12 protein-coding genes are annotated in these 12,004 nt (G+C 67.9%); 3 read left to right on the top strand and 9 right to left on the bottom strand.

The window, feature by feature from the left end:
- Positions 1–81: 81 nt before the first annotated feature.
- Both EIZ44_RS24375 and EIZ44_RS24380 read right to left on the bottom strand, forming a co-directional pair.
- Positions 82–1,464 (bottom strand): S8 family peptidase, encoded by a 1,383-nt coding sequence (locus EIZ44_RS24375; protein ID WP_134731412.1) that lies wholly within the window; start codon positions 1,462–1,464, stop codon positions 82–84.
- 78 nt (positions 1,465–1,542) lie between these two features.
- Positions 1,543–1,788 (bottom strand): SCO4848 family membrane protein, encoded by a 246-nt coding sequence (locus EIZ44_RS24380; protein ID WP_037816154.1) that lies wholly within the window; start codon positions 1,786–1,788, stop codon positions 1,543–1,545.
- Positions 1,789–1,830: 42 nt separating this feature from the next.
- Here EIZ44_RS24380 and EIZ44_RS24385 point away from each other — a divergent pair, with 42 nt between their 5' ends.
- Positions 1,831–3,063: a D-alanyl-D-alanine carboxypeptidase family protein gene (locus tag EIZ44_RS24385; RefSeq protein WP_134731414.1), complete on the top strand. Its 1,233-nt coding sequence runs from the start codon at positions 1,831–1,833 to the stop codon at positions 3,061–3,063.
- 52 nt (positions 3,064–3,115) lie between these two features.
- Here the strand turns inward: EIZ44_RS24385 and yhjD are convergent, their stop codons facing one another.
- The 5 genes from yhjD to EIZ44_RS24410 form a co-directional block, all read right to left on the bottom strand.
- Positions 3,116–4,129 (bottom strand): inner membrane protein YhjD, encoded by a 1,014-nt coding sequence (gene yhjD / locus EIZ44_RS24390; protein ID WP_134667577.1) that lies wholly within the window; start codon positions 4,127–4,129, stop codon positions 3,116–3,118.
- 54 nt (positions 4,130–4,183) lie between these two features.
- On the bottom strand, positions 4,184–5,440 hold the full coding sequence (locus EIZ44_RS24395; RefSeq protein ID WP_134731416.1) for a hypothetical protein: 1,257 nt from the start codon (positions 5,438–5,440) through the stop codon (positions 4,184–4,186).
- Positions 5,441–5,483: 43 nt separating this feature from the next.
- Positions 5,484–6,503, bottom strand: coding sequence for a tryptophan--tRNA ligase (gene trpS, locus EIZ44_RS24400; protein WP_037816158.1), 1,020 nt, complete (start codon positions 6,501–6,503; stop codon positions 5,484–5,486).
- A 284-nt stretch (positions 6,504–6,787) separates the two neighbouring features.
- Positions 6,788–7,165: a hypothetical protein gene (locus EIZ44_RS24405; protein WP_240691396.1), complete on the bottom strand. Its 378-nt coding sequence runs from the start codon at positions 7,163–7,165 to the stop codon at positions 6,788–6,790.
- A gap of 411 nt (positions 7,166–7,576) precedes the next feature.
- Complete coding sequence (locus EIZ44_RS24410; RefSeq protein ID WP_037816421.1) at positions 7,577–8,392, bottom strand: exodeoxyribonuclease III; 816 nt, start codon at positions 8,390–8,392, stop codon at positions 7,577–7,579.
- Between the two features lie 64 nt (positions 8,393–8,456).
- Between EIZ44_RS24410 and EIZ44_RS24415 the strand changes: the two genes are divergently transcribed.
- Positions 8,457–9,188, top strand: coding sequence for an MBL fold metallo-hydrolase (locus tag EIZ44_RS24415; RefSeq protein WP_167754261.1), 732 nt, complete (start codon positions 8,457–8,459; stop codon positions 9,186–9,188).
- 375 nt (positions 9,189–9,563) lie between these two features.
- Here the strand turns inward: EIZ44_RS24415 and EIZ44_RS24420 are convergent, their stop codons facing one another.
- The gene (locus EIZ44_RS24420) at positions 9,564–9,875 is read right to left on the bottom strand and encodes an SH3 domain-containing protein (RefSeq protein WP_134731422.1); all 312 of its coding nucleotides are present in this window, start codon (positions 9,873–9,875) and stop codon (positions 9,564–9,566) included.
- Between the two features lie 193 nt (positions 9,876–10,068).
- A complete protein-coding gene (locus EIZ44_RS24425) occupies positions 10,069–11,292 on the bottom strand; it encodes an NADP-dependent isocitrate dehydrogenase (protein ID WP_037816160.1) in 1,224 nt (407 codons plus the stop codon).
- 216 nt (positions 11,293–11,508) lie between these two features.
- On the opposite strand from EIZ44_RS24425, the gene EIZ44_RS24430 reads away from it, so the two are divergent.
- A complete protein-coding gene (locus tag EIZ44_RS24430) occupies positions 11,509–11,997 on the top strand; it encodes a hypothetical protein (protein ID WP_240690852.1) in 489 nt (162 codons plus the stop codon).
- The last annotated feature ends 7 nt before the right edge of the window (positions 11,998–12,004 follow it).

Raw genomic sequence — 12,004 nt, forward strand, 5'->3', positions numbered from 1 at the left:
GACACGGCCTACAACACCAATCACACCGGTGGATCCAGGTCTAATTCCCTCAAGGAGCCCTTCACGGACCTAGAACGTGCGTCAGTGAACCGCGTCCAGCGCGTTCACCAACCCGCGTCCGTAGTACGAGTTGTTCTGCTTCGGACCCTCACACGCCGACACATCACAAGCCACCGGATCCGCCTCCGCGGTAAGCAAAGCCGCCAACGCCCGCGGCGGCGCGTTCCGATGCGTAGAAGCCAAAAGCGCCGCAACCCCAGCCGCATGCGGCGAAGCCATCGACGTGCCGCACTTAGTCCCATATGCGCCATTGAAAATGGTCGACAGCGGGCACCCCGCGCCCTGCCCAGAAGGCGGAACCTGTCCCGAATCGCCGCCCGGCGCAGTCACCGTGACCGAGCCGTAGTTGGAGTAGTAAGCCTTCGTCCCCGCGTAACCAACCGCGGACACGGTCACCACACCGTCGATCGCCTTGGGCAGGATGCCGCACGAAGAATCAATCTTGTGCGGACGGTTCGGGTCAACAGTCTGCTTCGTGACATCGAAGCCCGAGTTACCCGCCGCAGCGACATTGAGAGTTCCGCGCTGCGTCGAGTAGGTCACGGCACGCCGTACGGCCTCGTACGCGGCAGCGTCGCCCGCTTCGTTGCGGCAGTAGAACATCCCGGGGTCGATGTAGTAGCTGTTGTTCGTCACCTGGAAACCGTGCTGTGCGGCCCAGACAAAGCCGCAGACCGCTGCCTCCGGGAAGATGTAGCCGTCGTCGTTCACGACCTTCACGGACGCCAGCCGCACGCCCGGCGCGATGCCGGTGAAGCCGCGCGACGCGTCCTTGCCCGCGATGGTGCCTGCGACGTGCGTGCCGTGGTCGGAGTTCGTCGGGGTCCACGCGGAAGCGTCCGGCGCGCCGGTGACACAGCCGGTCGAGGACTTCGCGTCCACCGCGTTCGCGAGCGCCGGGTGTTTGGCGTCGATGCCGGAATCCAGCACGCCGACGGTGACCGACCGCGAACCAGGGTTGATCTTGTTCGCTTCGGGAGCGTGGATCGCCCGCATGTCCCACTGCTGAGTCGACAAATCGCTACCGGTGGCGACGCTCTCCGTCTGCTCCAGCATCCCGACCGCCGAACGCAGTCCGGCGCGGGCGGCGGCCTTCGCGGCGACGTCCTTGCCACCCGAATAGGCCCGCTTCACCCCGATCCGGTCGGCGAAGTCCGCGTTGCGCGAGCTGGCGACCGCGACGCCGATTTCCGGGTAGTACGCGATCCGTTTGCCGCATTTGGCGGTCAGCTCCGCGTCGACCGAACGCTGCTTCTCGCCCGGTTGGTACAGCACGACGTAGCTGTACTGGGTGCTGGTGGTGTCGCACGACGGCGCGGGCGCGGCGGACGCTGGCACAGCCACCGCACCGGCGGCGACGCCGGCTACCGCGACCGGGACGAGCAATCGACGTAAACGGGACATTTAGCCTCCATGGTCGGTCGCCCGAAACTAAGCCAGCCCGGACGCGCCCCGCCACCGACCAAAGGACGCTTCGCCGGATCAGGTGTTGGCGCGATCCCGGGACGTCGCCCGGATGCCGCGCCAGCCGAGCACCCCGATCGCGGTGCCGAGCACGAACGAAACCACGGTCAGCACCGCGTGCACGATGAAGTACCCGGTGGGCGAACCGTCGGGCGCCCACGACTGGTTGCTGGCCCACAGATTCTTGGCGAACGTGATCCAAATGATCCAGGACCAGATGCCGAAAGCGAACAAGGCCATCGCTGTACCTCGTGAAATGCGCATGTCTCGAGTATGCCGCCGGACCATCGGCGCTAGATTGCGTGGGTGCACCCCGCTTTCGCCCGGTCGCTGCGAGCATTCGCCGCGACACTCGCCGCAGCCCTCGTAGCCGTCGCCGCGCCCGTCGCCCTCGCCGCACCGGCGCTGGCGGAGCAATGCACCGAGCACGCCGCGCCGCCGGCGCCGGTGGACACCTCGGAGAAGCCGAAGCCGGGCCAGCCCGTCCCGCCGCCGCTTCCGGTGCCCGCCCAGCCGGTCGGCGGCGACCTCCTTGGCGGCTGCGGCCCGGTCCTCCCGCCTGGCGCGCCCGCGCTGCCTCCTGGCGACACCTCGGCGTCGTGGGTCCTCCAGGACCTCGACACCGGCGCGGTCGTCGCGGCGAAGGACCCGCACGCGCGGGAGCGGCCGGCGTCGCTGATCAAGACGCTGCTGGCGCTGGTGGTGGTCACCGAGCTGAAGCCGGACCAGGTCATCGTCCCGACGAAGGAGGACGCCGAGCAGGAGTGCACCTGCGTCGGCATCACCGCGGGCGGGCACTACACGGTCGACCAGCTGCTGCACGGCCTGCTGATGCACTCGGGCAACGACGTGGCGCACGCCTTCGCGACGGCGCTGGGCGGCGTGGACGCGGCGGTCGCCAAGATGAACGCGCTCGCCGCCCGCATCGGGGCGACGGACACTCGCGCGGCGACCCCGTCCGGCCTCGACGGACCGGGCATGTCGACCTCGGCGTACGACCTGAGCCTGGTCTTCCACTACGCGATGAAGCAGCCGGAGTTCGCCAAGGCGGTCGCGACGAAGGCGTACACGATCCCGGCGATCGACGGGAAGCCGCCGATCCCGGTGTTCAACGACAACAAGCTGCTCGGCGTGTACCCCGGTTTCCTCGGCGGGAAAACGGGCTTCACGGACGACGCGCGGCACACGTACGTCGGCGGCGCGGAACGCGACGGCCACCGCCTCGCGATCGTGATGATGCGGGCCGAACAGCGTCCGACGAAGGTGGTCGACCAGGCGGCGAAACTGCTCGACTACGGCTTCGCGCTGGAGAAGAACGGCGCACAGCCGGTCGGCCAGATCGCCTACCGGCCGCTGAGCACCGACTCGGCCGCCCCGATGTCGGACAAGGAAGTCACCCCCGCGGGCGCGACGACCGCGGCGGCGGAGAAACCGGACCCGTTCGGAACGACCGGCTGGGTGCTGACGGTGGTGGTGCTCCTGATCATCATCGCCGGGTTCGTCATCAGCTACCAGCGGAAGCGCAACGCCCGCGCATAGCGAGCCGATGAAAAAAGGGCCTCCTTGATTCGCTCAAGGAGGCCCTTTTGTGTCAGCCCTTCCGCCTGCCTAGCCACGCCAGCAGCGCACCGGCACTGAACGCACCGGCCACGGAACCGAGCCCCAGCCCGTGCTGCACCGTCACACGGGGCTCCAGCAGCACCGGAGCGGGCGGCTGCACCACGCGTCGCTGGTTCTCCCGCGCGGTCGCCGTCCAGGCCGTCACCAGCAGCAGGAACCGCGACACCAGGTTCGCGAACACCAGCAACCCGATCACCGGCCCGAACAACGCGAACGACGGCGACTTCGTGACGCTAGCCAGGTACACAGTCGCGACCTGCTGCAGAATCACGAACCCGACAGAGGCGAAGATCGCGCCCTTGACCGCGCTCCGCAGCGCGACGTGCTCCCGGGGCAGCCGGGCGATCACCCACAGGAAAACCAGCGCGTTGGCGATCAGGCTGAGCACGATCGTCGCGGCTTGGAGCAGGAACTTCGCCCACCCCTGGCCTTCCAGCCCGACCAGTTCCAGCAGCAGTTCGCCGAAGCCACTGCCCGCCGCGGTGATCGCGAACGACACGACCAGCGCCAGCCCGAGCCCGATCAGCGACAGCAGGTCCTTGATCGTCTTGGTGACGAACGGTTCCGTCTTCTTCTCCTGCCCCCACTGCGCGGTGAGGGCGTCGCGGAGGTTGGCCATCCAGCCGACGCCGGAGTAGAGCGCCAGCAGCAACCCGAAGATCCCGATCCCGCTGCCGGAACTCAGCGCGGTGTCGGTGATCTGTTTGACCAGGCCGCGCAGGCCTTCGGGGACCGAACTGTCGATCCCGTGCGTGATCTGGTCGATCACCGCGGTGTTGTGCCCGAGCACCATGCCGACGACCGCGAACGCCACCATGAAGATCGGGAACACCGACAGCACGCTGAAGTACGTGATCGCCGCCGCGTAATGGTTGCCGTAGTTTTCGTTGAAGGAATCGTTGGCGCGGATCAGGTGATCCAGCCACGGGTACTTCCGCCGCAGCCGGGGCAGCAGCTTTTCCTTGTCACCGGTCTCTTTCGCCACCGGAAAACGCTAACCACGGCAACCGGGCCCCGCAACGCGAGCGTGCCCGCGCGGTTACTGCTCGTGGAAGGCGGAGAGCATCTTCTGGGCGGCGGGAACCAGCAGCCGGGTCGCGTCCGCGCCGCTGATGCCGTTCGGGGCGGCGTTGTGGTCGGCGAGGTAGAGCTTGAACACGAAGCGGCCCTTGCGGAACAGCACCTCGCCGTTGGTCTGGCCCTTGCTGCGCACCTGCCCCTCATCCCCGACCTGGGCGGGCGTGGACTGGCCGTCCTTCGGCGCGGACCCGAGGTAGCTCTTCGCCGCGTCTTCGCTGAGGAAACTGATCGCGGTCAGGTGCAGCGCGCGCCGGTCGATGCCGTTGTCCTGGCCGGTGCCGCGTTCGCAGTCGATCTGCACGTAGTTGTGCTGGGTGCTGTTGGTCATGAACATGTCGCCGACCGCGGTGGCGGGGGTTTCGGCGACCATCGGCGAAGCCTCGGTGCCGATTGCCGGGGTCACGGCGTCGGGCGTGAGCATCGGGCAGGGCTGCGCGACCGATTTCGGGAACGCCGAGCTGTCGTAACCGATGACGTTCGCCCCGGCCGGCGCGCTCACCTGCTTGGCGAAGTTCTCGGCGAGCTTCTTGCCGAGGTCCTGCAGCTTGCCCGCGTTCTTGTCCGCCTTCAGCTGGAAGTCGAAGTCGACCAGGGTGTCCCCCAGGACGAGCACGGCGTCGCCGGCAGCGTCCGACGGGCTGTCCGTCGTGCGGCGCTTCGAGAAGATCTTCACCGGGCCGACGGTCAGGCTGGGGTCCGCGTCGTCGAGGTAGGGCTTGGTGTTCACGGTCGGCACGTACGCCGGCTGGGATACCGCGACCGCCAGCTCCTCGTACGTCTGATTGCCCTGGTCGTCCTGCAGGCTGTACACACAGTGGTTCACGCCCGAGGTCAGCGCCTTGGCGTAGGTGTTTTCAGACGACCGCAGCGGTCCCGAACCGTCGCCGACCAGGTAGCGGCGCTCGAAGACGGCCCCGTTCGGGTCCGGCCGCGATTCGACCTTGATCCCGAGCGCGACGAGGTCGGCAATCGTCAGCAGGTTGCACGCCTGGATCACCGGCTTGCCGCCGATCTGCACCGCTTGCGGGTTCGCCTTTTCCTTGATCGGAGCGGGGTCCGGGTACTGCGAGTTCGCATAACCCGGCCGCTGCACGGTCTGGCCGTCGGCGTTCGGGTCCTTCGCGTTCTCGCGGTCCGATCCGGAGAATCCGCTGCACGACGTGACCAGCATCAGCGTCGCGACACCGATCGGCCACAGCCCGGTTTTCCACTTCACTGTATTTATCCCCCCACAGGATATTTTTTTGTGTACTCCCCGCTCAGCTCGCGGGCAGGAACCCGATCCGCTCGTAGACCGACGCCAGCGTGGCCGACGCGACCTCACGGGCCCGATGCGCGCCCGCGGCGAGGATCCGGTCCAGCTCGGCGACATCGTCCAAATAGGACTGAACGCTCTCCTGCAACGGCGTGACCCAGTCGACCAGCACCTCGGCGAGGTCCTTCTTGAGATCGCCGTAACCCTTGCCTTCGTAGGCGGTTTCGAGGTCGGCGACGGTCCGGTCGGTCAGCGCGGAGTAGATCGTGAGCAGGTTGGAGACGCCTGCCTTCTCCTCGCGGTCGAAGCGGACCTCGCGACCGGTGTCGGTGACCGCGGAACGGATCTTCTTCGCCGAGCGCTTCGGGTCCTCGAGCAGCTCGATCAGCCCGTTGCCGGTCGCCGCCGACTTGCTCATCTTCGAGGTCGGTTCCTGCAGGTCGTAGATCTTCGCGGTGTCCTTGACGATGAACGGCTCCGGCATGACGAACGTCTTGCCGAACCGGCTGTTGAACCGCTGCGCGAGGTTGCGGGTCAGCTCGAGATGCTGCCGCTGGTCCTCGCCGACCGGCACCGCGTTCGTCTGGTACAGCAGGATGTCCGCGGCCATCAGCACCGGGTAGGTGAACAGGCCGACGCTCGCGTGGTCGCTGCCCTGCTTGGCGGCCTTGTCCTTGAACTGGGTCATCCGCCCGGCCTCGCCGAAGCCGGTCTGGCATTCGAGCACCCAGCTCAGCTGAGCGTGCTCGGGCACGTGGCTCTGCACGAACAACGCGCTGCGCTCCGGGTCGACCCCGATGGCGAGCAACTGCGCGGCCGAACGCCGCGTCCGCTCCAGCAGCACCTTGGGATCCTGCTCGACGGTGATCGCGTGCAGGTCGACGACGCAGTAGAAGGTCTCGTGGGTGTCCTGCAGCCGCACCCACTGGCGCAGGGCGCCCAGGTAGTTGCCGAGGTGGAAGGAGTCGGCTGTCGGCTGGATCCCGGAAAGCACCCGCAGGCGCCCGTTCTGTTCGTCGGACACGCCCGGGATTCTTTCAGGCTGCGAAGACGCCCCTGCCGCGGGCCCGGCGGTTCGCGGGACGGACGGGACGTTTCGACGCCCTCCGCGCGGGTATCTGCTTCCGGGAGGGCGTTGCCGGAGAGATTTAAGGGGTGGATGTGCAGCTCAGGTCGCCGATACCGCGGTGTGGGGAGAGCGGCGAGGACGACCGGAGCCGCAAGTGACTCAACCGGCGGCGTGGAAAGCATGGCGAAGTTCGCCGCTCGGCCGGGGAAGATCTTGCTGCCGGAGAACCGGCCAGCTGACTAGGACTGCCGCAGGTTGAGCGCGGCGGGAGCCGGTTCCAGCGGCCGGGTCTCCTCGTCCAGAGCCCCGGCGGCAGCGACCGCCTCGAGCGCCTTCGCGCGGGCCTTGCGGCGCTGCCGGACGACGCCCAGCGCCATCCCGATGACGCCGAAACCCACCGCGACCAGGCCGACCGGTCCGAGCATCCCGAACCCGGCCGACGTCGTCTCCGCCCGGACGACACTGTCGTCCGCGAACGCCGTCGCACCCGTCCCGACGGCCGCGACCAGCACCGTCGCCAGCACTGCCAGGACTCGCCCGCCCGCGACGACCAGGGAACGGCTGCCACGGACAGCCCGGCGAACCGGAGTCCGCTCGGCCGACCCCGTCCCGGACACCCCCGATGGGGTGACGGACGAGCGAAGCGCTGGACGGCCAAGAGCCAGCGTGGACCGTGTCACGAACCGGCCTGGGTTGCGCACCGGAGTGCCTCCCGCGAGGTGACTGTTCTGAACGAGCGCCTCACCCGTAAGGATGAGTTCTCGACGTGCTACTGGTCAGAAAACTACCGAGCGTGTCAAGACCTGTCGGATCTGATCAACTCGGGAGCCGAGGCTAGCGCCCACTCGGGGAGTAACCGAGGCCGCCCCTGCGGTCTCGGTGTCATCGGTGGTCAGCGCCGTGCGCCGTGCGCGGAACCACGCACAGTGTCCTCGATCCCCGGCAAACCGGACAGAATCACCCTGCAGAACAAACCCGAACTACCCTCAGCAGGCTTCACCCACTAGTCACCAGCAGGACAACCAGGTTCAGCCCGGGAACGGCACGTCGTACGTCGCGGTGACCGGCGCGTGGTCCGACCAGCGCTGGTCGTAGGATTCTGCCCGTTCGACCACCACGGACGTCACCTTCTCCGCCAGGCCGGGCGTCGCCAGCTGGCAGTCGATGCGCCAGCCCGAGTCGTTGTCGAACGCCTTGCCCCGGTAGGACCACCACGTGTAGGGACCGGGGCCCTCGGGGTCGAGCCGACGCTGCACGTCGGCATAGCCCGCTTCGTAGACGCGCCCCATCCACTCGCGCTCCTCCGGCAGGAACCCGGAGTTCTTCTGGTTGCCGCGCCAGTTCTTGAGGTCGACGGTGTCGTAGGCGATGTTCCAGTCGCCGACCACGACGACCTCCCGGCCCTCCGCGGCCGCCTTCGCGCGCAGCTCGACCAGGTACGGCAGGAACGCGGCCATGAAGCGTTCCTTCTCGTCCTGCCGCTCGGTGCCGACGTCGCCGCTCGGCAGGTACAGGCTCGCGACGATCACGCCGGGCAGGTGCATTTCCAGGTACCGCCCGCTGTCCTCGAACTCGGGCTCGCCGAACCCGGTCCGCACCTCGTCCGGCTCGACGCGGCTGTACAGCGAGACGCCGTTGCGTCCCTTCGCGACCGAGGGCGCGTGCGCGGCGAACCACCCCTCCGGCGCGACGACGGACGCGGGCAGCTGCGCGGCCTCAGCCCGCACTTCCTGACACGCGACGACATCCGCCTCGGTGGCGGCCAGCCACTCGACGAAGCCCTTCTTGACGGCAGCCCGGAGACCATTGACGTTGACAGTGGAGACGATCAGCACCCCGCGCACGCTACCCGCCGGGTCCGACAATTTTCCGCGCGCGGCGGGTCCGGCGAGGTCCAGAATGACCGCCATGCCTCGCTTGACCGTCCTCGGCAGCTGCGGCGCCTGGCCCGAACCCGGCCGCGCCTGCGCCGGATTCCTGCTGTCCCACGAGGACTTCCACGTCGCACTCGACCTCGGCTACGGAGCCGCCCCGCGGCTCTTCCAGCACGTCGCCGCCGACCGGCTCGACGCGATCGTCGTCACGCACGAGCATCCCGATCACCTCGCGGACGTCAGCGCACTCGGCCGGGCCCGCCACTACACGACCGACCGCAAGCTCCCGCTGCACTGCACTCCCGGCAGCGTGCGCCGGCTCGCCGCGATGGAGCCCAACCCGGCTCCCGACGAGAACTTCGACCTCCACGATCTCGGCCCCGACACCGACCTCGGCCCGTTCCGGCTCACCGCCGCGCTTCTGCCGCATCACGTGCCGAACTACGGCGTCCGGCTCACCACACGCGGCTACACCCTCGCCTACACGGGCGACACCGGTCCCGCTCCGCAACTGACCGACCTGGCCCGCGACGCCGACGTCCTCATCTGCGAAGCGACCCTGCAAGGCGCGCCGCCGGACGATCCCCAGTACCTGATGACTGCCGCGGAAGCAGGCCGACTCGCCGCCGCGGCGAATGTCCGCACGCTGTTGCTCACGCATTTCTGGCCCGGTTCCGACCGCGCGGTTTCGGTAGCCGAAGCCCGCGCCGAGTTCGCCGGGGAAGTACTCGCCGCGGAAGAAGGACTCATGCTGAATCACGCATAATCGCGCGTTCCGCACAACAAACGCGATCACCGTTCACCCTGAACGCTTTCACCCCGGCACCGCGCGGCGCAAAAGAGCGAACCGAACCCGCATCCGGCAATCGCGAACACCCAGAGCCGTCCGGACGCACCGGTTCAACCGACCGGCGCATTCCCGCGTGGACAACCGAAGCCGTCCCACCACATGGGACGAATCAGCGAACAACCACCGGCCCGGACCCGCACCAAGCTCAGCAGCCGCTCGGCCCCGGCCGAACCACGCGTCGCAGAAAACCCAGCAACCACGCGAACCTAAGCGCGGCAACAGACTCCACGCACGACAGCGTCAGCACACCACCGGCTCAGCACCTCAGCCAGGCACCAGTACCAACCAGACTCAGCACTTGGCCCCGGACACCGGCGTCACGAAGCTGTCCGCGACCCACTTGCCGTCGGCGACCTTCCGGAACCCGTTCTGCACCACGGGTTGCGCGTCGAATTCCGCGCCGCGCAAGTACTTCCCGACGACCTTCCCGTTGCCCGCGGCGGTTTCCCGCGCGTTGAGCACGTCGGCGGTCACCGAGACCTTGCAGCCGGTCGGGGATCCCTGCGCGTCGGCCCGGCCTTTCTGGCCGAACGCGTAGATGACCACGACCGCGGCGACGACTCCGATAATAATCAGTGTCTTCTTGGGCAAACCCAGAATCACGGCCGCTCCTCAGTCGCGAAAAACCCCTCGTCCAGAGTAGGCAGTCCGACCCGGCCCGGACAGGTTCGCGACCCCATTCCACCCGGAGGTGCCAATCCTGTCACCGACACATCACGAAGAGTGACAAAAAAGAGAAGGGCACCTCGGAAGACTCCTCCGAGGTGCCCTTCTCGCAAAAACGGCTAAAGAAAGATCAGCCCTGCGCGATCTTCTTGGCCAGGTTCTCGTCCAGCGTCGCGAGGAAGTCCTCGGTCGTCTGCCATTCCTGGTCCTTGCCGACCAGCAGCGCGAGGTCCTTGGTCATCTTGCCGCCCTCGACGGTGTCGACGACGACCTGCTCCAGCTTGTTCGCGAAGCCGATGAGCTCCGAGTTGCCGTCCAGCTTGCCGCGGTGCTCGAGGCCGCGGGTCCACGCGTAGATCGAGGCGATCGGGTTCGTGGAGGTCGGCTTGCCCTGCTGGTGCTGGCGGTAGTGCCGGGTGACCGTGCCGTGCGCGGCCTCGGCCTCGACGGTCTTGCCGTCCGGCGTGCGCAGCACCGAGGTCATCAGGCCGAGCGAACCGAAGCCCTGCGCGACGGTGTCGGACTGGACGTCGCCGTCGTAGTTCTTGCACGCCCAGACGTAGCCGCCCTCCCACTTGAGCGACGCGGCGACCATGTCGTCGATCAGCCGGTGCTCGTAGGTGATGCCCTTGGCGTCGAAGTCCGACTTGAACTCGGTCTCGAAGATCTCCTGGAACACGTCCTTGAACATGCCGTCGTAGGCCTTGAGGATGGTGTTCTTGGTCGAGAGGTAGACCGGGTACTCGCGGTCGAGGCCGTACTGCAGCGACGCGCGCGCGAAGTCCTCGATCGACTTGCGGTAGTTGTACATCCCCATCGCGACGCCGCCGCCCTCGGGGAAGTTCGCGACCTGGAACTCCATCGGCTCGGAGCCGTCTTCGGGGGTGTAGGTCATCGTCAGGGTGCCCGGGCCGGGGACCTTGAAGTTGGTGGCCTTGTACTGGTCGCCGTGCGCGTGGCGGCCGATGATGATCGGCTTGGTCCAGCCGGGTACCAGCCGGGGCACGTTGCGCATGACGATCGGCTCGCGGAAGATCACGCCGCCGAGGATGTTGCGGATGGTCCCGTTCGGGGACACCCACATCTTCTTGAGGCCGAACTCCTCCACGCGCGCCTCGTCGGGCGTGATCGTGGCGCACTTGACGCCGACGCCGTGCTGCTTGATGGCGTTGGCGGCGTCGACCGTGATCTGGTCGTCGGTGCGGTCCCGCTCCTCGATGCCCAGGTCGTAGTAGTCCAGGTTGACGTCCAGGTACGGGTGGATCAGCTTGTCCTTGATGAACTGCCAAATGATGCGGGTCATCTCGTCGCCGTCGAGTTCGACAACGGTGCCCTGGACCTTGATCTTGGCCATGAGCAGCGGTGCTCCTTCCGCGGATCTTCGCGTTCGCTTCTTCGCTCTCCGATAGCGGTACAAGCGTACTGCTTAACAGAGCTGGATGGTTCCAGAAGTGGTCGGAATCAAGTCTCTACCACCCTTGACCCGGCCTGCCGACCGGGCACGACTGCGGAACCAGCCGAGCGGGCCGCCCGTCCCATCGCGGCAAGCACCGCACTGGGAGGTCCCGCCATGTCATACCCCGAGCCGTACTCCGTTTATCCTCCCGCGGGCGGCCCGGTCGCCGCACCGGCGGGCAGCCGGGCGGTGGCGCGCGTGCTCAGCGGGCTGTGCGGGCTCGTCCTCACCCCGGTCGCGCTCGGGCTGCTGGCCTACGGCAGCTACCTGCACCAGCGGCAGATCGCGGCTTCGTTCGCCGAACACGGGGACGCCCTCGGCATCACGTTGGCGGTGGCGGGCGCGGTGCTCCTGTTCGGGGTCGCCGTGCTCGGCGCGTGGTCGGGAACCGGACCGATCGCGGGCGGGCTGGTGTGGTGCCTGGTCCCGGGGGTGATCACGCTGGTGGCGCCGCGCTCGGCGTTCGATCTGCTCGACCTGCTGCCGCGCGGCGAGATGACCGTGGGCGTGGCCGGGTGGATGTCGTCGGGCGCGCTGCTCGGCACCGGGTTCCTGCTGGTCGGCACGGGTCTGGCGGTCCGGCTGGCGCGTCGGCGCAGGTAGCGGCGGA

This window comes from Amycolatopsis nivea (genome assembly GCF_004522235.1).
GTDB lineage: Bacteria > Actinomycetota > Actinomycetes > Mycobacteriales > Pseudonocardiaceae > Amycolatopsis > Amycolatopsis nivea.